Source organism: Streptomyces sp. NPDC032940 (assembly GCF_040636935.1).
Taxonomy (GTDB): domain Bacteria; phylum Actinomycetota; class Actinomycetes; order Streptomycetales; family Streptomycetaceae; genus Streptomyces.
Map to the genome: position 1 here is coordinate 43,054 of NZ_JBEZVJ010000002.1, position 19,495 is coordinate 62,548.

At 72.3% G+C, this 19,495-nt stretch carries 21 protein-coding genes; 8 read left to right on the forward strand and 13 right to left on the reverse strand.

Annotation, left to right across the window (positions count from 1 at the left end; all coding sequences use genetic code 11):
- Positions 1-248: 248 nt before the first annotated feature.
- A complete protein-coding gene (locus tag AB0E77_RS02775) occupies positions 249-692 on the reverse strand; it encodes a MarR family transcriptional regulator (RefSeq protein WP_361564533.1) in 444 nt (147 codons plus the stop codon).
- Between the two features lie 101 nt (positions 693-793).
- Here AB0E77_RS02775 and AB0E77_RS02780 point away from each other — a divergent pair, with 101 nt between their 5' ends.
- From AB0E77_RS02780 to AB0E77_RS02790, 3 genes are all read left to right on the forward strand, one after another.
- On the forward strand, positions 794-1,816 hold the full coding sequence (locus tag AB0E77_RS02780; protein WP_361564536.1) for an NADP-dependent oxidoreductase: 1,023 nt from the start codon (positions 794-796) through the stop codon (positions 1,814-1,816).
- 126 nt (positions 1,817-1,942) lie between these two features.
- A complete protein-coding gene (locus tag AB0E77_RS02785; RefSeq protein WP_361564538.1) occupies positions 1,943-2,362 on the forward strand; it encodes an organic hydroperoxide resistance protein in 420 nt (139 codons plus the stop codon).
- An 80-nt stretch (positions 2,363-2,442) separates the two neighbouring features.
- A complete protein-coding gene (locus AB0E77_RS02790; protein ID WP_361564541.1) occupies positions 2,443-3,273 on the forward strand; it encodes an EI24 domain-containing protein in 831 nt (276 codons plus the stop codon).
- Between the two features lie 174 nt (positions 3,274-3,447).
- Here the strand turns inward: AB0E77_RS02790 and AB0E77_RS02795 are convergent, their stop codons facing one another.
- Together AB0E77_RS02795 and AB0E77_RS02800 are read right to left on the reverse strand one after the other, a co-directional pair.
- Positions 3,448-4,419, reverse strand: coding sequence for an aldose epimerase family protein (locus AB0E77_RS02795; protein ID WP_361564544.1), 972 nt, complete (start codon positions 4,417-4,419; stop codon positions 3,448-3,450).
- Positions 4,420-4,467: 48 nt separating this feature from the next.
- Positions 4,468-5,382 (reverse strand): SGNH/GDSL hydrolase family protein, encoded by a 915-nt coding sequence (locus AB0E77_RS02800; protein WP_361564547.1) that lies wholly within the window; start codon positions 5,380-5,382, stop codon positions 4,468-4,470.
- Positions 5,383-5,637: 255 nt separating this feature from the next.
- Here AB0E77_RS02800 and AB0E77_RS02805 point away from each other — a divergent pair, with 255 nt between their 5' ends.
- On the forward strand, positions 5,638-6,132 hold the full coding sequence (locus tag AB0E77_RS02805; protein WP_361564550.1) for a DUF3145 domain-containing protein: 495 nt from the start codon (positions 5,638-5,640) through the stop codon (positions 6,130-6,132).
- Between the two features lie 86 nt (positions 6,133-6,218).
- Here AB0E77_RS02805 and AB0E77_RS02810 read toward each other — a convergent pair whose 3' ends face one another.
- The 5 genes from AB0E77_RS02810 to fasR form a co-directional block, all read right to left on the reverse strand.
- Positions 6,219-7,490 (reverse strand): beta-ketoacyl-[acyl-carrier-protein] synthase family protein, encoded by a 1,272-nt coding sequence (locus AB0E77_RS02810; protein WP_361564553.1) that lies wholly within the window; start codon positions 7,488-7,490, stop codon positions 6,219-6,221.
- Positions 7,491-7,577: 87 nt separating this feature from the next.
- Positions 7,578-7,826: an acyl carrier protein gene (locus AB0E77_RS02815; protein WP_077795951.1), complete on the reverse strand. Its 249-nt coding sequence runs from the start codon at positions 7,824-7,826 to the stop codon at positions 7,578-7,580.
- A gap of 81 nt (positions 7,827-7,907) precedes the next feature.
- The gene (locus AB0E77_RS02820; RefSeq protein ID WP_361564556.1) at positions 7,908-8,939 is read right to left on the reverse strand and encodes a ketoacyl-ACP synthase III; all 1,032 of its coding nucleotides are present in this window, start codon (positions 8,937-8,939) and stop codon (positions 7,908-7,910) included.
- Between the two features lie 16 nt (positions 8,940-8,955).
- Positions 8,956-9,867 carry an ACP S-malonyltransferase gene (locus tag AB0E77_RS02825; RefSeq protein WP_361564560.1) on the reverse strand — a complete coding sequence of 304 codons (912 nt, stop codon included), beginning with the start codon at positions 9,865-9,867 and terminating at the stop codon, positions 8,956-8,958.
- 89 nt (positions 9,868-9,956) lie between these two features.
- Complete coding sequence (gene fasR / locus AB0E77_RS02830; protein WP_361564563.1) at positions 9,957-11,162, reverse strand: fatty acid biosynthesis transcriptional regulator FasR; 1,206 nt, start codon at positions 11,160-11,162, stop codon at positions 9,957-9,959.
- 62 nt (positions 11,163-11,224) lie between these two features.
- Between fasR and AB0E77_RS02835 the strand changes: the two genes are divergently transcribed.
- Complete coding sequence (locus tag AB0E77_RS02835; protein WP_361565573.1) at positions 11,225-11,875, forward strand: pirin family protein; 651 nt, start codon at positions 11,225-11,227, stop codon at positions 11,873-11,875.
- Here the strand turns inward: AB0E77_RS02835 and AB0E77_RS02840 are convergent.
- A complete protein-coding gene (locus AB0E77_RS02840) occupies positions 11,872-12,687 on the reverse strand; it encodes a serine hydrolase domain-containing protein (RefSeq protein ID WP_361564565.1) in 816 nt (271 codons plus the stop codon). The genes AB0E77_RS02835 and AB0E77_RS02840 overlap by 4 nt on opposite strands.
- A gap of 18 nt (positions 12,688-12,705) precedes the next feature.
- Positions 12,706-13,176, reverse strand: a complete 471-nt coding sequence (locus AB0E77_RS02845; RefSeq protein WP_361564568.1) for a GNAT family N-acetyltransferase — start codon at positions 13,174-13,176, stop codon at positions 12,706-12,708.
- 97 nt (positions 13,177-13,273) lie between these two features.
- On the opposite strand from AB0E77_RS02845, the gene AB0E77_RS02850 reads away from it, so the two are divergent.
- Positions 13,274-13,759, forward strand: coding sequence for a MerR family transcriptional regulator (locus tag AB0E77_RS02850; RefSeq protein ID WP_361564571.1), 486 nt, complete (start codon positions 13,274-13,276; stop codon positions 13,757-13,759).
- Positions 13,756-14,769 carry an aldo/keto reductase gene (locus AB0E77_RS02855; protein WP_361564573.1) on the forward strand — a complete coding sequence of 338 codons (1,014 nt, stop codon included), beginning with the start codon at positions 13,756-13,758 and terminating at the stop codon, positions 14,767-14,769. Before AB0E77_RS02850 ends, AB0E77_RS02855 begins: the two co-directional genes overlap by 4 nt.
- A gap of 81 nt (positions 14,770-14,850) precedes the next feature.
- Here the strand turns inward: AB0E77_RS02855 and AB0E77_RS02860 are convergent, their stop codons facing one another.
- From AB0E77_RS02860 to AB0E77_RS02870, 3 genes are all read right to left on the reverse strand, one after another.
- The gene (locus AB0E77_RS02860; protein ID WP_361564576.1) at positions 14,851-15,699 is read right to left on the reverse strand and encodes a DUF4429 domain-containing protein; all 849 of its coding nucleotides are present in this window, start codon (positions 15,697-15,699) and stop codon (positions 14,851-14,853) included.
- A 66-nt stretch (positions 15,700-15,765) separates the two neighbouring features.
- A complete protein-coding gene (locus tag AB0E77_RS02865) occupies positions 15,766-16,983 on the reverse strand; it encodes an alpha/beta hydrolase family protein (protein WP_361564579.1) in 1,218 nt (405 codons plus the stop codon).
- A 72-nt stretch (positions 16,984-17,055) separates the two neighbouring features.
- The gene (locus AB0E77_RS02870; protein WP_361564581.1) at positions 17,056-17,736 is read right to left on the reverse strand and encodes a TetR family transcriptional regulator; all 681 of its coding nucleotides are present in this window, start codon (positions 17,734-17,736) and stop codon (positions 17,056-17,058) included.
- A 126-nt stretch (positions 17,737-17,862) separates the two neighbouring features.
- On the opposite strand from AB0E77_RS02870, the gene AB0E77_RS02875 reads away from it, so the two are divergent.
- On the forward strand, positions 17,863-19,479 hold the full coding sequence (locus AB0E77_RS02875; RefSeq protein ID WP_361564584.1) for an MFS transporter: 1,617 nt from the start codon (positions 17,863-17,865) through the stop codon (positions 19,477-19,479).
- Positions 19,480-19,495 lie beyond the last annotated feature (16 nt).

Genomic DNA, 19,495 nt, shown 5'->3' on the forward strand with positions numbered 1-19,495 from the left:
CACTCGGGCCGCGGCGCGTGCGGCTCCGTGCCGTGCGGCGCGAACACGTGGGCGCCGTCGGTGGCCGTCAGCCAGGTGTGGCAGTCGCCCGACTCGTCGTTGAACGTCCAGCGCGGCGCGCCGGTCTTCGCGGGCTCGTCGGGACGGGCGACGGGGATGCGGCCGGTACGGCACCGTGAACCGATCAGGACATCGATCGCCACGGGTGTGGCACGGCCCCCGCGCCGTGGGACCGCAAGGCGGGCCGCTCAGTCCTCCCCGACGACCCTCCGCAACGCATCCCGCAGCGCGACCCGCTCCCCCTCCGACAGCCCCGCCAGCGGCTCCCGGGCGAAGTGCAGCGACTCCCGCAGCCCCCGGGCCACCCGGCGCCCCTCCTCCGTCGCCGCCGCCACCTTGACGCGCCGGTCCGCCGGATCCGGCCGCCGCTCCACCAGTCCCCGCGTCTCCAGCCGGTCCACGATCCCCGTCACGTTCGACGGCTCGCACTTCAGCCGCTGCGCCAGCTTCCGCATCGGCAGCGGCTCCAGCGACAGCAGACTGAGCAGCCTGGCCTGCGCCCCGGTCAGCGCCAGCTCCGCCGCGGCCTCCTCGTAGTCCGCGTGGAAGCGGGCCACGACCTCGCCGATCAGCTCGACGACTTCGAGGGTGAGCGCGTCGGGTCGGCGGGAGGAATCGCGTGGTGTAGCCATGGAATCCAGGGTACCCAGTTGTTTGACAACGTGAAATGTTCAGTCGCATGGTTGTTTCACGACCTGAAACACCTCACTCCCCCCGAGGAAAGGCGCCCCCCATGGCCGACTCCCCCGCCCTCCCCACCGTCAACCGCGAATGGCACCTGGTCAGCCGCCCGGTCGGCTGGCCCGAGCCGAAGGACTTCGCCCTCGTCGAGGCGGAGGTGCCCACGCCGCGCGACGGCCAGGTCCTGGTGCGCAACCGGTACCTCTCCGTCGACCCGTACATGCGCGGCCGCATGAGCGCCGCCAAGTCCTACGCCGAGCCCTACGAACTGGGCAAGGTCATGCAGGGCGGCGCCGTCGGCGAGGTCGTCGCCTCCGACGCCGAGGGCATCGCCGTCGGCGACCACGTCCTGCACTTCTTCGGCTGGCGCGAGTACGCCGTCCTGGACGCCAAGCACGCCGTCAAGGTCGACCCGGAGGCCGCGCCGCTGTCGACGTACCTGGGCGTGCTCGGCATGACGGGCCTCACCGCCTACGCCGGGCTGCTGCGCACCGCCTCCTTCAAGGAGGGCGACGCGGTGTTCGTCTCCGGCGCCGCCGGTGCCGTCGGCAGCCAGGTCGGCCAGATCGCCAGGCTCAAGGGCGCCTCGCGGGTCATCGGCTCGGCCGGTTCCGACGAGAAGGTCAAGCTGCTCCTCGACGAGTACGGCTTCGACGCCGCCTTCAACTACAAGGCGGGCCCGGTGAGCGAGCAGCTGCGCGCCGCCGCCCCGGACGGCATCGACGTCTACTTCGACAACGTGGGCGGCGACCACCTCGAGGCCGCCATCGGCTCCCTCAACCGGGACGGCCGCATCGCGATCTGCGGAGCGATCTCGGTCTACAACAACACCGAGCCCGCCCCCGGCCCGAAGAACCTCGCACGGCTCATCCAGACCCGCGGTCGCATCGAGGGCTTCCTGGTGGGCGACCACTACGACCTCCAGCCGCAGTTCGTCCAGGAGGTCGGCCCCTGGGTCCGCTCCGGCGAGCTGAAGTACCGCGAGACGGTCGTCGAGGGCGTCGAGAACACCCTCGAGGCCTTCCTCGGCGTCCTGCGCGGCGACAACACCGGCAAGATGATCGTCAAGCTCTGAGCCGGTACGGGGGCCGTCCGGACCCGGACGGACCTTCACTGGATTTCCGGCATGCGGTAGCGTCATTCCGAAATCCGTCGTGATCGTGGGCGCGAGTCACGGCGGACCGAGGAGGAAGACACCCGCATGCCGATCCAGCAGTCCGAGGTCCTGTACACCGCCGTCGCCACCGCCGAGAACGGGCGCGACGGGCGCGTGGCCACCGATGACGGCAAGCTCGACGTGGTCGTGAACCCGCCCAAGGAGATGGGCGGCAGCGGCGACGGCACCAACCCCGAGCAGCTGTTCGCGGCCGGCTACAGCGCCTGCTTCCAGGGCGCGCTCGCCGTCGTCGCCCGCCAGGAGGGCGCCGACGTCTCCGGTTCGACCGTCACCGCGAAGGTCGGCATCGGCAAGAACGACGAGGGCTTCGGCATCATCGTCGAGATCTCCGCCGCGATCCCGTCCGTGGACGCCGCCACCGCGCGGTCCCTGGTCGAGAAGGCCCACCAGGTCTGCCCGTACTCCAAGGCGACCCGCGGCAACATCACCGTGACGCTCGTCTGACCGGACCCCGCCCGCACGACGGAGGCCGCACCCGCCACGGGCCGGGGGTGCGGCCTGCGTCGCCCGGTAGAGTGCCGCCCATGCGTGATCTTGGGGCGGGATTCGGCCATCTGCTGAAGGGCCAGCGCTGGGTTGCCCGGCACGGCAGGAGCTACGGGTTCGGGCTCGTCCCGGGCCTGATCACCCTCCTCCTGTACCTGGGCGTGCTGGTCGCACTGGCGCTGTGGGGCGATGACGTCGTCGCCTGGGCGACCCCCTTCGCCGACGACTGGACGAGCCCCTGGTCAGGCCTCTTCCGCGGCTTCCTCACCGCCGTCCTGTTCGCCCTCGCCCTGCTCCTGGCCGTCCTCACCTTCACCGCGGTCACGCTGCTGGTCGGACAGCCCTTCTACGAGAACCTCTCCGAGCGGGTCGACCGGGACGTCTCCCCGGACGGCACCGCGCCCGAGTCCGGCCTACCGCTCTGGCGCGAGCTGTGGATCTCCGGCCGCGACAGCCTGCGCATCGTGCTGCGCGCCGCCGTCTGGGGCGTGCTGCTCTTCGCCGCCGGCTTCATCCCGGTCGTCGGCCAGACGGTCGTGCCGGTGATCGGCTTCTTCGTCACCGGCTTCTTCCTCACCGAGGAGCTGGCCGCCGTCGCCCTCCAGCGCCGCGGGGTCGAGCTGCGCGACCGCCTCGCCCTGCTCCGCTCCCGCAAGACGCTGGTCTGGGGCTTCGGCACACCGCTGGGCGTGGCCTTCCTGGTGCCGTTCGTCGCCGTGTTCCTGATGCCGGGCGCGGTCGCGGGCGCCACGCTCCTCGCCCGCGAGCTGCTGGGCGAGGAGACCCGCGAGGGCGCCGCCGACCCGTCCGGCGACGACGCCTCCGGCGATGCGTTCACGGACCCCGCCGGGCGCGCCGGGCGTTTGTGAAAGGTTCGTACGGACCGCGCACCGAAGCCCGCTTCGCGGACCCCGGGGCCACCGCGGCGATTACCGTCGAACCGGGACGGTCGTGTACGTCCCCCGCGGGACAGCCCCGGTCCGGGACCTGACGGCCGGGCCGGGGCTCACGCGAGCGCCGGCGCCGCCCCGTCCGCGCGACCGCTACCGCGCCGAGAACCCGTACACCGTCTCCGAACGGAACACCTCGCCCGGCCGCAGCACGGTGCTCGGGAAGTCCGGCCGGTTCGGCGAGTCGGGGAAGTGCTGCGTCTCCAGCGCGATGCCCGCGCCCGGCGCGAACGGCTCGTCCAGATGGTCCGCGGTGTACAGCTGCAGACCGGGCTCGGTCGTCTCCACCGTCAGCACGCGCCCGGACGCCGGGTCGTACAGCTCGGCGACCGGCACCGCCGTCTTTGTCACGCCCTTGTCGAGGACGAAGTTGTGGTCGTAGCCCGTGCCCGCCTTGCGGGCCTCGCGGAAGTCGAAGCGCGTCCCCGCCACCTCGACGGGCGCACCCCGAGGGATCAGGTCCGCGTCGACCGGCGTGATCCGGGACGCGGCGATCCACAGCTCGTGGCCGCCCGCGTGACCGGAGCCGCTCAGATCGAAGTAGCTGTGGTTGGTCGGGTTCAGCACCGTCGGCGCGTCGGTGACCGCTTCGTAGGCGATCCGCAGCGCCCCGGACGCGTCCAGCGTGTACGTCGCCGAGAACTCCACGCGGCCCGGGAAGCCCTCCTCGCCGTCCGGGCTGACCCGGCTGAGGCGCACGCCGTGCTCGACGGGCTCCGCGTCCCACACGCGCTTGTCGAAGCCCCTCTCGCCGCCGTGCAGCGAGTTCGGCCCGTTGTTGAGCGCCAGCGCGTACGTCCGCCCGTCCAGCGGGAAACGGCCGCCCGCGATCCGGTTGGCGTACCGGCCGACGAGCGCGCCCAAGTACGGCTCCGGGTGCGTCACATAGCCGTCCAGGTCCGCGAACCCCAGTACCACGTCCGCGGTGCGCCCGTCCCGGTCCGGGACCTCCGCCGACTGCACGATCCCGCCGTACGTCAGCACCCGCACCCGCACGCCGGCCCGCTCCAGGGTCCAGCGGTGGACCGGGGTGCCGTCGGAAAGTGTGCCGAAGAGTTCGTTCATGTGCGGAACTCTAGGACACGCCGGGAACCCGCCGGAGGCGCGGTCTCATCAGGGGTTCTTCGCGGTGACGGCGCGGTAGGCGATCTCCGCCAGCCGGGCCTGCCCGTTCACGCTCGGGTGGAACCAGTCCCACTGGCTCAGCTGGCCGGTGCCGAACCGGTAGGCGTGCACCGCGCCGCCGTCGGTGCGGCACCTGCGGTCCTTCGCGCAGACGTCCCGCAGCACCTCGTTGTAGTCGTCCACCCGGTCCCGCACCGTGTTGCGCCGCAGCGTCGCCGCCGGGTCCACGGCGTCCGCGTCGGCCAGCATCGACGGGCAGATGCCCAGCTTCCACACCTGCTTGCCCAGCGGGTTGGTGCGCCCCTCGGACCACAGCCGCTTCAGGTCCGGGATGCCGGCCACGTACACCTGCGCCCTGGGGAGCGTCCCGCGCAGCGTGCGCATCGCGTCCTCGAACTGGGCCCGGAAGTCGGCCACCGGGGTCATCGCGTCGGCCGTGGCCCGGCAGGCGTCATTGGCCCCGACCATCACCGTCACCAGCTCCGGCCTCCGCGCCGCCGCCCGCGTCATCTGCCCGGTCAGATCCGCCATCCGGGCCCCGGTGACCGCGTAGTTCCAGCTGCGTGAGGCCGCCTTCGCGCCCAGCAGCCGCACGGCCAGACTGTCGACCTCCGCGCTGCTGCCGGTCGCCCACGACACCTCCGGGCAGTCCGACAGGATCGTGCAGGCGTCGAAGCCGCGCGTGATGGAGTCGCCCACCGCGGCGACCGACGCCGGGCTGGTGTCCCAGTCCGGCGTGGGCTTCGGGGACGGCCGGCCGGTGCCGGTGCCGGAGGCGGCGGGGGAGTCGCCGCCGACCGCGTCACAGCCGGCCAGGCCCAGGACGGCTGCGCTCACCGCGGCGAGCACGACACGCGAACGGCGCAACCGGCGCGGCCTCCCGCGAACCGTCCCCTGCCCCATGCCCGTACCGTCCCTCGTCTCGTGCCTCCGACTCCTCAACCCATGACACCGCGCCAGGGTTCCCGGCGTCGGCCGAGCGGCGCCGTACGCCCGCACAAGCGTCCTGCCGGGTGAATGCCGGGAGTTTCCCGGCACCGGGACCGACGGTACGTCACACTCCTTGCGCCGTCGCACGGTAGCCTCGCCCTCATGTGACCCGGCCGGTCACGGCCGTTCCACCCGTTCCGAGATGTCCCGCTCAGCCCGGAGGTTCCGGTGACGACCCGTGGAGTTCTGTACGTGCACTCCGCGCCGCGCGCGCTCTGCCCGCACGTCGAGTGGGCCGTCGCCGGGGTGCTCGGCACCCGCGTCGCCCTGGACTGGATCCGGCAGCCCGCCTCGCCCGGCACCTGGCGCTCGGAGTTCTCCTGGCAGGGCCAGGCCGGCACCGCCTCCAAACTCGCCTCCGCGCTGCGCGGCTGGCAGATGCTGCGCTTCGAGGTCACCGCGGAGCCGTCCGCCACAGCGGAGGGCGAGCGCTACAGCTGCACCCCCGACCTCGGCATCTTCCACGCCGTCACCGGCATCCACGGCGACATCATGATCCCCGAGGACCGGCTGCGCGCCGCCCTGACCCGCTCCCAGGCCGGCGAGACCGACCTGGAGAAGGAGATCGCCAAGCTCCTCGGCAAGCCCTGGGACGACGAACTGGAACCCTTCCGCTACGCGGGCGAGGGCGCCCCGGTCCGCTGGCTCCACCAGGTGGTGTGAGCGCGTAACCCCCGGCGTCGACGCCGCCGCACACGAAAGGGCCCCCACCGGTGGTGGGGGCCCTCTCAGGTCCGTACGGACGTCACTCAGACCGTCCGGAACGCCAGCACAACATTGTGCCCACCGAACCCGAACGAGTCGTTCAGCGCGGCGATACGCCCCTCGACGGGCAGCTTCCGGGCCTCACCGCGCACGATGTCCGCGGTCGCCTCCGCCTCCGGGTCGAGGTTCTCGACGTTGATGGTCGGCGGAGCCACCCGGTGGTACAGGGCGAGCACCGTCGCGACGGACTCCACGCCGCCCGCGCCACCGAGGAGGTGACCGGTCATCGACTTGGTGCCGGAGACCGCCATGTGGTCCACGTCGTCGCCGAAGACCTTGCGCAGCGCCTTCAGCTCGGCGATGTCACCGGCCGGCGTCGACGTGGCGTGCGCGTTGACGTGCACGATCTCCGCCGGGTTCAGGTCGGTGCGGTCCAGCAGGTGCTGGAGGGCGGCGGAGATGCCGCGGCCCTCGGGCTCCGGCTGCACGATGTCGTGGCTGTCGGCGGAGATGCCCTGGCCGACGGCCTCCGCGTAGACGCGGGCACCGCGCTCGGCGGCGTGCTCGGCGGACTCCAGCACGAGGACGCCGGCGCCCTCGCCGAGGACGAAGCCGTCCCGGGCGGTGTCGAAGGGACGCGACGCGCCCTGCGGGTCGTCGTTGTTCTTGGACATCGCCATCATGTTGCCGAACGCGGCGATGGGCAGCGGGTGGATCGCCGCCTCCGTGCCACCCGCGACGACGACGTCGGCACGGCCGGAGCGGATCATCTCGATGGCGTAGCCGATGGCCTCGGCGCCCGACGCGCAGGCGGAGACCGGCGTGTGCACGCCCGCCCGGGCGCCCACGGCCAGACCCACGTTGGCGGAGGGGCCGTTCGGCATCAGCATCGGCACGGTGTGCGGGGAGACGCGGCGGACGCCCTTCTCCTTGAGCACGTCGTACTGGTCCAGCAGGGTCGTCACGCCGCCGATGCCGGAGGCGATGACCGCACCGAGCCGGTCGGGGTCGACGGAACCGTCCTCACCGGCCTTGCCGGTGAAGCCGGCGTCCTTCCACGCCTCCTGGGCGGCGATCAGCGCGAACTGCGCCGAGCGGTCCAGCCGGCGGGCCTGGGGACGCGGGATGATCTCGGAGGGGTCCACGGCGGCCGGGGCCGCGATACGGACCGCCTGGTCGGCGGCCCACTCCTGCTCGAGGGGCTTGGCGCCGGAACGGCCGGCCACCAGGCCCTCCCAGGTAGAGGCTGCGTCGCCACCCAGCGGTGTGGTTGCGCCGATACCGGTGACGACCACGGTGCGATTGGTCGAGCTCACGGGAATTCTTTCTCCAACGGGATACGGATTCGTACGGCGCCACCGCCGGGTGGCGGGGCAGTCAGCCCAGAGGCAGTGATCGGTCGATCAGCTCTGGTGCTTGAGGATGTAGTCGGTCGCGTCGCCGACGGTCTTGAGGTTCTTGACGTCGTCGTCGGGGATCTTGACGTCGAAACGCTCTTCGGCGGCGACGACGACCTCGACCATGGACAGCGAGTCGACGTCCAGGTCGTCGGTGAAGGACTTGTCCAGCTGGACGTCCTCAACCGGGATACCGGCGATCTCGTTCACGATCTCGGCGAGACCGTCGACGATCTCCTTCTGAGTGGCGGCCATGGCGGCGCTCCTTCGTAGATGTTCCAGAGGGTGTGTGGCTCTTGTGTCCCGCCCCGGACCGCATGATCCGGCACGGAGTGCCTAGGGGAGAGTAACGACCGTCGCGGCGTAGACGAGACCCGCCCCGAAGCCGATGACGAGCGCGGTGTCGCCGCTTTTCGCCTCACCGGTCGCCAGGAGCCGCTCCATCGCGAGCGGGATCGAGGCGGCCGAGGTGTTGCCGGTGGTGCGGATGTCACGGGCGACCGTGACGTGCTCCGGCAGTTTCAGCGTCTTCACCATCGAGTCGATGATCCGCACGTTGGCCTGGTGCGGGATGAAGACGTCCAGGTCGTCCGAGCTGATCCCGGCCGCGTCCAGCGCCTGCTGGGCGACCTTCGCCATCTCGAACACGGCCCAGCGGAACACCGCCTGGCCCTCCTGGGTGATCGCGGGGAACTTGACGTTGCCGTCGCCGTCCAGGGGCAGTTCGGAGACGTCGCCGATCCGGAAGCGGTCCCAGGGGACCGTCTGCTTGATCGTCTCGGACTTGTCGCCCTCCGAGCCCCAGACCGTGGGGCCGATCGCCGGCTCCTGGGAGGGACCGACCACGACAGCGCCCGCGCCGTCGCCGAACAGGAAGGCCGTGGCCCGGTCCTCCAGGTCGGTCAGGTCGGACAGCCGCTCCACGCCGATGACCAGGACGTACTCGGCGGAGCCCTCGACGATCATGCCCTTGGCCAGCGTCAGACCGTAGCCGAAGCCCGCGCAGCCCGCCGAGATGTCGAAGGCGGCGGCCTTGTCCGTGCCGAGCTTGTCGGCGATCGCGGTGGCGATGGCCGGGGTCTGGCTGAAGTGCGACACGGTCGACACGACCACGGCACCGATCTGCGAGGCGTCGATCCCGGCGTCCGCGATGGCCTTGCCGGACGCCTCGACCGACATCGCCGCGACGGTCTCCTCGGGCGAGGCCCAGTGCCGCGTCTCGATGCCGGAGCGCGAGCGGATCCACTCGTCGGACGAGTCGATCTTCTCGAGGATCACCTCGTTGGGCACCACCCGCGTCGGACGGTAGCCGCCCACGCCGAGGATGCGCGCGTACGGGGCGCCCTTGCTGGGCTTGATCTTCGGCATGCTCTCGGGCTCCTTGTCAGGCCTGCTCGGCGACGAGCGCGCGGGCCGCGTCGAGATCGGCGGGGGTCTTCAGGGCCAGCGTCTTCACACCGGGCAGCGCGCGCTTGGCCAGGCCGGTCAGGGTGCCGCCGGGGCACACCTCGATCAGCGCGGTGACGCCGAGCTCCTTGAAGGTCTCCATGCACAGGTCCCAGCGGACCGGGTTGGCGACCTGGCCGACCAGACGCTCCAGCACCTCGGCGCCGGTGGCGACGGTCCGCCCGTCCTTGTTGGAGACGTACGTGAGCTTCGGGTCGGCCGGCGCCAGCTCCTCGGCGGCCCCGGCGAGCGCGTCCACCGCGGGCGCCATGTGGTGCGTGTGGAACGCGCCGGCCACCTTCAGCGGCACGACCTTGCGGACGCCCTCGGGCTTGTCCTCGTTCAGCGCCGCGAGCTGCTCCAGGGTGCCGGCCGCCACGATCTGGCCCGCGCCGTTCACGTTGGCCGGGGTCAGGCCGAGCTTCTCCAGGTGCGCCACGCTCACCTCCGGGTCGCCGCCGAGCAGCGCCGACATGCCGGTCTCGGTCACCGCGGCGGCCTCGGCCATGGCCAGGCCCCGACGGCGTACGAGGGTCAGCGCGGCGGTGTCGTCGAGGACGCCCGCGAAGGCGGCGGCGGTGATCTCGCCGACGCTGTGGCCCGCGACCGCGCCCGGCGCCACGTCACCGAGTGCCGCGGCGGACAGGAGTCCGGCGGCGACCAGCAGCGGCTGCGCCACGGAGGTGTCGCGGATCTCGTCCGCGTCGGCCTTCGTGCCGTAGTGGGCGAGGTCGAGTCCGATGGCGTCGGACCACGCGGCGACGCGGTCGGCGGCGCCGGGGAGTTCGAGCCATTCAGTCAGGAAGCCGGGCGTCTGGGCGCCCTGGCCGGGAGCGACGAGTACGAGCACTCTCACACTCTCTCTTGAGGACGGCCACGACCGCCCGTGGGGACAAGGACGAAGAACACGAGGGGGTTTTGTGGGCCCCCGACAAAACTCTAGAGTTGCGGATCTCCATCGGCCAGACGCCCCAGGATCAGCGCGATCCGCAGGGTGAACGCAGACCGTACATCAGAGGGTGACCAGCCGGTGACGTCAGTCACACGTCGGAGCCGGTAGCGCACGGTGTTCGGGTGAACGAAGAGCATCCGGGCGGCGCCTTCGAGGCTGCTCGCCTGCTCCAGATAGACACTGAGCGTCTCCAGGAGCGCGGCCCCGGCGTCCTCCAGCGGTCTGTAGATCTCCTCCACCAGCTGCTCGCGGGCCGACGGGTCGGAGGCGATCGCGCGCTCCGGCAGCAGATCGTCCGCGAGGACCGGGCGCGGCGCGTCCTGCCAGGCGGTGCAGGCCTTGAGCCCGGCCGCGGCGGCCTGCGCGGACCGGGTCGCGGCCAGCAGGTCGGGCACCACCGGACCGGCCACCACGGGCCCCGGCGCGAACGGCCCGATCAGCGACTTCGCGACGGCCAGCGGATTGTCGCTGCCGCCCGCGATCACCACCAGCCGGTCCCCGAGCACGCCGGTCAGCACCTGGAGCTTGGCGTGCCGGGCGGCGCGCCGGATGGCCTCCACGGTCAGCTCGGAGTCCCCGTCGGGGGCGGTGCCCAGCACCACGCACACGTGCTCGGGGGAGTTCCAGCCCAGCGCCGCCGCCCGGGACACGGCCCCCTCGTCGGCCTCGCCGCTGAGCACGGCGTTCACCACGAGCGACTCCAGCCGCGCGTCCCAGGCACCGCGTGCCTCGGCGGCCTGCGCGTACACCTGGGCGGTCGCGAAGGCGATCTCCCGGGCGTAGACCAGCAGCGCCTCGCGCAGCACGGACTCGTCGCCGGGGGCGGCGACCTCGTCGATCGCGGACTCCATCACCTCGATCGTCGTCCGCACCATCTCGACGGTCTGCCGCAGCGTGATCGCCCGGGTCAGCTCGCGCGGGGCGGTGCCGAAGACGTCGGTGGAGATGGCCTGCGGGGCGTCCGGGTGCCGGAACCACTCGGTGAAGGCGGCGATGCCGGCCTGGGCCACCAGCCCGATCCAGGAACGGTTCTCCGGCGGCATCGCCCGGTACCACGGCAGCGTCTCGTCCATCCGCGCGATCGCCTGCGCGGCGAGCGATCCGGAGGACTGCTCCAGCCGCTTCAGGGTCGCGGTGTGCGGATGGACGGGGCGCGGCGTGGGCTCGGGCTTGCTGGTTTCGGGTTCGGGCACGGGGACAAGAGTGCCTTATCCGGACGGGCGGGCGTGCCGCCGGGTCTACGGTGGACGGCGTGATGGACGTACGGCGCGCCGACGAGCGCTACCCAGGCGGCGACCGCTCGGCCGGCATCGAGTCGCACCACGCCTTCTCCTTCGGCCCCCACTACGACCCCGACAACCTGCGCTTCGGCGCGCTGATCGCCTGCAACGAGGAGCGCCTCGCCCCCGGCGCCGGCTTCGACGAGCACCCGCACAGCCACACCGAGATCGTGACGTGGGTGGTGGAGGGCGAGCTGACCCACCGGGACAGCGCGGGCCACGAGACGCTGGTGCGCGCCGGCGACGTGCAGCGGCTCAGCTCGGCGGGCGGCGTCCGCCACGTCGAGCGCAACGACGGCCCGGCGCCGCTGACCTTCGTCCAGATGTGGCTGGCCCCGGCCGAGCCCGGCGGCGACCCGGCCTACGAGATCGTCCGCGGCATCGCCGACTCCACCCCGTACGCCGTCCCGGAGGCGGGCGCCGTGCTCCATGTGCGCCGCCCGGCGGCGGGCGAGCGGACGGCGGTCCCGTACGCGCCGTACGTCTACGTCCACGTCGTACGCGGCACCGTACGCCTGGACGACGAGGAACTGGACGCCGGTGACGCGGCGCGGCTCACGGACGCGAAGGACGCGGAGGCGCTCGCGGTGACCGACGCCGAGCTGCTGGTGTGGGAGATGCCCTAGACCTCGGCGAGCACCGCGTCCGTGAACGGCGGCCACGCCTCGACCGCCCACGGTCCGAAGGCGCGGTCGGCCAGGGCCGCGCAGGCCACGCCGGCGTCCGGGTCGACCCACAGGAACGTGCCCGACTGGCCGAAGTGCCCGAAGGTGCGGGGCGAGGACGAAGCGCCCGTCCAGTGGGGGGACTTGCCGTCCCGGATCTCGAATCCCAGCCCCCAGTCGTTGGGGTTCTGGTGGCCGTAGCCCGGCAGCACGCCCTTGGTGCCCGGGTACTGCACCGTCATCGCCTCGGCGACCGTGCGCGGGTCGAGCAGGCGCGGTGCCTGCACCTCGGCGGCGAAGCGGAGGAGGTCGTCCACCGTCGAGACGCCGTCCTTCGCCGGGGAGCCGTCCAGGGTGGTGTCCGTCATGCCCAGCGGCTCCAGCACCGCCTGGCGCGCGTACTCGGCGAACGGGATGTCCGTGGCCTTCGCGATGTGGTCGCCGAGCTGCTCGAAACCGGCGTTGGAGTACAGCCGGCGCTCCCCGGGCGGGGCGGTGACCTTGTGCTCGTCGAAGGCCAGCCCCGAGGTGTGGGCGAGGAGGTGACGGACCGTCGCCCCGGGCGGACCCGCGGGCTCGTCCAGCTCGATCGCGCCCTCCTCGTACGCGACCAGCGCCGCGTACGCCGCGAGCGGCTTGGTGACCGAGGCGAGCGGGAAGCGCCGCCCGACGGGGCCGTGGGTGCCGAGGACCGTGCCGTCGGCGCGGACGGCACCCGCCGCGGCGGTGGGGACCGGCCAGTTCTCGATCAGCGCGAGGCTCTTCAGCGACATGCCGTCGAGCCTAAGCGCTCAGAGCGTCAGCTCCAGCAAGGGGTCCGGCTTGGGCGTGAAGCCCAGCGCCAGGTACATGGGCTCGGCCTCCGTTGACGCGGTGAGGCGGACCCGCCGGGCGCCGCGCTCCCGGAACCACTCCAGCAGGGCTTCCACACAGGCACGCGCGTACCCGCGGCGGCGCGCGTCCGGGTCGGTGGCCACGCTGAACACGTAGCCGTCGGTGCCGAGCGGATTGCGCGCCCCGCCGATGCGGTAGTCGAGCGTCCCGGCCACCAGGGCAGCGAGCGCGCCCGGCCGCTCCGGGTGGTCCACGACGAACGCCGCGAAGGTGCCGTCCGGCTCGGCCAGTCTGTCCCGCAGCACGGGCAGGGACTCGGCGTGCCACTCCGTGGAGGGATCGGACCGGGCCATGGAATCGATCATCACCTGGCGCAGGCGCAGCACTTCCCGCGCGTCCTCGGCCACGGCACGGCGTACGAGAGTCATGCCGTGCACGCTAGCGACCGGCTCGACCGGCTGTCCCGCCCATTTCTCACCTGCCGTGCTTGCCTGGAGTGCACTCCAAGGTCATAGCGTGTGGGTCATGACGGTGATGCAGACCACGGCCGGGCCCGTCCGGCCGAACGCCACCACGCCGGACATCTGCGCTGCCCCGCCCCGGCGCCACCCGCGCCCCGACGGCCAGGACCGCTACACCATCAGCGAGGTCGCCGCCTTCACCGGGCTGACGGCCCACACCCTGCGCTGGTACGAGCGGATCGGCCTGATGTCCACCATCGACCGCTCGCACACCGGCCAGCGCCGCTACAGCAACCGCGACCTCGACTGGCTCGACTTCGTCGGCAAGCTGCGCATGACCGGCATGCCGGTCGCCGACATGGTCCGGTACGCGGAGCTGGTCCGCGAGGGCGAGAGCACGTACCTCGACCGGCGCGAACTCCTGGAGTCCACCCGCCGCGACGTCCTGACCCGCATCGCGGAACTCCAGGACACCCTCGCGGTACTCGACCGCAAGATCAGCTTCTACGGCGACGCGGGCCGCACCCGCGACGGGGAGGGGACCCGATGACCGACAGCAGGATCCCGACGGTGGGGCTCGGCGACGGCGGCCCGGAGGTGGGCGTCCAGGGCCTCGGTTGCATGGGCATGAGCTTCGCGTACGGCCCGTCGGACGCGGACCAGTCCCGGGCGACGCTGGAGCGCGCGCTGGAGCTGGGCGTCACGCTCTACGACACGGCGGACGTCTACGGGCTCGGCGAGAACGAACGGTTCCTGGCGCCGTTCCTGCGGGCGCACCGCGACGAGGTCGTCCTCGCGACCAAGTTCGCGCTCTCCCTGGACCACGTCGACCCGACGAAGCGCACGATCCGCAACGACCCGCCGTACGTCCGCGAGTGCGTCGAGGCGAGTCTCGAGCGCCTCGGCACCGACGTGATCGACCTGTACTACATGCACCGTCGTGACGTGAACGTGCCGATCGAGGAGACCGTCGGCGCGATGGCCGAGCTGGTCCGGGAGGGCAAGGTCAAGCACCTGGGCCTGAGCGAGGTCACCGCCGCGGAACTGCGGGCGGCGCACGCCGTGCACCCGATCGCGGCCGTCCAGTCGGAGTGGTCGCTGTTCAGCCGGGACATCGAGTCGGGCGTGGTACCGGCCGCCGCCGAGCTGGGCGTCGCCCTGGTGTCCTACTCGCCGCTGGGCCGGGGCTTCCTCACCGGCGCCGTCACCAGCACGGACGGACTCGCCGGCGACGACTTCCGCCGTCAGCAGCCCCGCTTCACCGGCGACAACGCGGCGGCCAACGCGGCCCTGCTCGAACCGGTCCGCACGGTCGCCGACGCCCACGGCGCGACCCTCGGCCAGATCGCCCTGGCCTGGGCCCAGCAGCGCGCACAGGTGCACGGCCTGCCGGTCGTCCCGATCCCGGGCACACGGAAGCCGGCGCGGGTGGAGGAGAACACGGCGGCGACGGGTATTACCCTGACGGACGGGGAACTGTCCCTGCTGGAACCGATCGCGGGCAAGGTCGCGGGGGACCGCTACGCGGACATGACGTTCACGTCCGCCGGACGTGAGTAGAGGAACCGAGGGGCACGGCGAACTGGGCGGGCAACCCGCCACCACCCGCCCCCGGCGACACGGCCGCACCCGGCGGACGCCTCACAGCTCCGCGAGCAGCTCCGCCTTCTTCGAGGAGAACTCCTCGTCCGTCACCAGCCCCTGCTGGTGCAGTTCCCCGAGATGCCGGATCCGCTCGGCGATGTCCGCCGGGTCCCGCCGGGGCGCCGGCACCGGAACCGGCGCCCCGGCACCCTGCGTCCGTACCGCCGCCAGCACCGCCGCCGCGAACGGCAGTGACTCGTGCACCGGCCCGTACCCGAGCCCGAACACGACCGCCGCGGGATCCTGGTCGACCTGCGGGGCGACCGCCGAGGCGTCGCGCGGCAGCAGCCGCAGGTATCCCTCGAAGGCCTCGGGGGAGCGCCACTCCACGCCGCCGAGGGCGGCCACCGGGAAGCTCTGGTCGCCGGCCTTCCACTTCGCCGAGGACGCGCCCGTCCAGGACCAGCGGAACGTCACCGCCGTACCGTCGAAGGACGCCTTGCCGTCGTACGCCTTGAAATGCAGCGGCGCCTCGGGTGCCGCCACCAGGTACCGCTCGGTCTTGCCGGTCTCGCCCAGCATGCCGCGCAGCTCGTCGGCGTAGTACTCCGCGAGGGTCTCCCGTTCGGCGGGCAGGACCAGCCGGTACGGGTCGCAGCCCTCCTTGAGCTGACCGGCCGCCGCCTCCATCAGCGGATCGGCGCCGGGGCGCGGCTCGGCGCGCAGCACGACGGTGCCGCGTTTCCCGGGCGTCAGCGTCACCCCGGCGAGCGCCTCCAGCGGGACGCGGCGTTCCCCCAGGGCCTGGAACAGCTTGGGTGTTCGAATCCCCCGTTCGTAGCGGATGAGCACGGAGTCGGACTCGAACTCCCAGGCGGCATGAAATCCGGCCAGTACGTCACCCATGCGGCTCATCGTATGCGGCACGCGCTTCTTCGTCCCCTCCCCGTGCAAACCGGAGTTTCTGCTCCTCTACGCGCGTCCGGACGTCACCGCTGCGGACAAACCCACCCGGCAGGCGCCGTCTTCGCCGGCGCAGGCCAGTGTGCGGTATGCGCCAACGCCGATCCCGGCGAAGTTCTCGAGGCTCTCGGTGCCCGGCACGAAGTACCCGGCGTGCCCCTCGGCGCCCCGCGCCGACAGCACCCGCGCCCCGAACGCCGCGGACACCGGGTCGGCCCCGTGGCCCAGCCCGCCGAGCTCCAGGTACGGCACGTCCTGGATCCAGTCGTCGGCGTCCCGCATCGACCACACATGGGCGGAGGTGTGCAGGCCGGAGGCCTTCTCGACCCGCATGCCGGGGCTGCCGGCCACGGCGATGTCGCTGACCCTGGCGGGCAGCGCGTCGGCCGCGACGCCGCACACGACCGAGCCGTAGCTGTGGCAGAACAGCGAGACGGGCGCGCGGCCGGGCAGCGCCCGCAGCAGCGCGTTCAGCCGGACGGCACCGTGTTCGGCGCGCGTCGCGGTGGCCGCCTCCATGCCGAGGCCGCTGGGGGAGGTGTAGTCGGCCCAGGCGATCACCGCCGTGCGCGTGGCCGGGCTCGCGGCGCGCTCGGCCGCGTACAGCGACTCGGCCATGCCGGCGGGCGCCGAGTACTTGCGGTCGGTGCGCTGGAAGGTGAGCAGCTCGGTGTCGACGCCGGGGACGACGACGGACACCCGCTCGGCGCGGTCCAGGTCCCCGAACACCTCGGCGACCCGGCCCGAGCCCGCCGGGTCGAAGGCCAGGATGTGGCGGCCGGGGTCGAGCAGCGACTCGTAGCGGTGCATGCGCAGGCCCGCCTCGCGCTGCCCGGCGGGGGAGAGGCGCTGGTCGTGCATGCGCCGCGCCTCGACCGTGCGTGCCTTGCGCAGCGCCGCGCGGTTGGCCTGGTAGCGCAGCTCGACGGGTGCGCCGTTCATGTTTCCGACGGCCAGGGGATAGCGGCGGGCCAGGCTCGCGCGCTGGGCCGCGGTGAGCGAGGCGAAGAAGCGGGACAGCCGGGCGGGAGCCGCCTGTGCGTCGGGCAGCCGGCGCCCGTCCACCCGGCCGTGCTCCCAGGCCGTGACCGACGCTTCGAGCGCCGTGGGCCCCCGTTGGTTGCGCAGCGCGGTCCAGCCGGTGGTCGCCAGCATCACGAACACCACGGCCAGAGCGAGCAGAGCGCGCCAGACGTTCACGTGCGGGGAGGTGTCGAAGGAAGTCACTGGGAGGACACCCTAGGAGAACGGCAGGGTCACGCGTGAACCAAGTGACACGGATCACGTTTCGTGCCTGTGCTACGGGGTTCTCCGCCAGCTCCCGGTGAGCGCGGGTTCCACCTGGTCGAGGTACGAAGCCGTCAGATCGCGCAGCGCCGCGAGACCGGCGTCGTCCCGTTCGGACCAGATCCGCTCCGTCACCCGCATGACCGCCCCGAAGACGGCCACGACCACGCGCGGCCGCGGATCGGCGTCCGGGTCGAGGCCCTCGCGGGCGGCGACGATGCGGGCGATCTCGTCCTCCAGCTCGGTCGCGCGCCGCAGATGGGCGGCGAGCAGCGCGGGCGTCGACTCGATCAGCCGGTAGAACCGCATGTGCAGCTCGAGCGGCACCAGCTGCCCGACGGCCTCGCCGATGGTGTCCCAGCTCTCGACCAGCGCGCCGCGCAGCGCCTCCAGCGGCGCCTCGGCGGGCGGCCGGCGCGCCACGGCGGCCACGAAGTGCGACTCGGCGAGCCGGGCCACGAAGAACGCCGCCTCCTCCTTGCTCGCGAAGTAGCGGAAGAAGGTGCGCTGCGAGACGTCGGCGGCCTCGACGATGTCGTCTACGGTCGTCTCCTCGTAGCCGCGCTCGGTGAACAGCTCCAGGGCGGAGCGCAGCAGCGTGTCCCGGGTGCGCAGTTTCTTGCGTTCGCGCAGGCCCGGCCGGGGTGCCGACTGGACGCCTCCCGCGGCCACCGGCGTGTCCACCCTCGTCAAAAGCGCTCTCCTCGTCTCCCGTTTCCGCTGATCAGGCTACGTTCAGGCTATACGCGCACGACATGTCGGTTACTGACTGATGAATTGGTTTGTCAAGTGTCAGCGACTGTCACTAGCCTCCCCGGTATGACTAGTCAGACCACCATCGACAAGACCGGGCCGGGGGACGGGCCGCCCACGCCGTCGGACACGGCGCCTGCCGCGGGGCTGCGCGGCCACCCGTGGGCCACCCTCGTCACCGTCGCGGTGGGCGTCATGATGGTGGCCCTCGACGGCACCATCGTGGCCATCGCCAACCCGGCGATCGGCAAGGACCTGGGGGCCAGCCTCTCCCAGCTCCAGTGGATCACCAACGCCTACTTCCTCGCCCTCGCGGTCGCCCTGATCACCGCGGGCAAGCTCGGTGACCGCTTCGGCCACCGGCAGACCTTCCTCATCGGCGTGGCCGGTTTCGCCGCCGCCTCCGGCGCCATCGGGCTGTCCGACAGCATCGCGATGGTCATCGTCTTCCGCGTCTTCCAGGGCCTGTTCGGCGCGCTGCTGATGCCGGCCGCGCTCGGTCTGCTGCGGGCCACCTTCCCGGCCGAGAAGCTCAACATGGCCATCGGCCTGTGGGGCATGGTCATCGGCGCCTCCACGGCCGGCGGTCCGATCCTGGGCGGCGTGCTGGTCGAGCACGTCAACTGGCAGTCGGTGTTCTTCATCAACGTGCCGGTCGGCGTCCTCGCCCTGGTGCTCGGCGGGCTGATCCTGCTGGACCACCGGGCCGAGAACGCTCCGCGGTCCTTCGACATCCCGGGCATCGTGCTGCTGTCGGCGTCGATGTTCTGCCTCGTCTGGGCGCTCATCAAGGCTCCGGAATGGGGCTGGGGCTCCGGGCAGACGTGGCTGTACGTGCTGGTGTCGCTCGTGGGCTTCGGCCTGTTCGCCTTCTGGGAGACCAGGGTCGAGGAGCCGCTGATCCCGCTGGCCATGTTCCGTTCGGTGCCGCTGTCGGCGGGTGTCGTCCTGATGGTCCTGATGGCCATCGCCTTCATGGGCGGCCTCTTCTTCGTCACGTTCTACCTCCAGAACGTGCACGGCATGAGCCCGATCGACGCCGGTCTGCATCTGCTCCCGCTCACCGGCATGATGATCGTCGCCTCGCCGCTGGCCGGCGCCATGATCACCAAGGTCGGGCCGCGCATCCCCCTCGCGGGCGGCATGGTGTTCACCGCGGTCGCCATGTATGGCATGTCCACGCTGGAGACGGACACCGGCAGCGTGACGATGTCCATCTGGTTCGCCCTGCTCGGCTTCGGCCTGGCGCCCGTCATGGTCGGCGCGACCGAGGTCATCGTCGGCAACGCGCCGATGGAGCTGTCCGGCGTGGCCGGCGGCCTCCAGCAGGCCGCGATGCAGATCGGCGGCAGCCTCGGCACGGCCGTGCTGGGCGCCGTCATGGCCTCCAAGGTCGACAGCGACCTGCCGGGCAACTGGAAGGCCGCGGGGCTTCCCCCGCTGACCCCGGAGCAGCTCGGCCAGGCCTCCGAGGCGGTCCAGGTCGGTGCCGCCCCGGTGCCCGGGGGCACCCCCGCCCCCGTCGCCGCGAAGATCGCGGACGTCGCCCACGACACCTTCATCTCCGGCATGAGCCTGGCGTCCCTGGTCGCCGCCGGAGTCGCCGCCGTGGCGGTGCTGGTCGCGTTCCTCACCAAGCGCGGTGACAACGCCGAGGCCGGCGCGGGCGTGGGCCACATCTGACGGGGCCCCGTCGTCC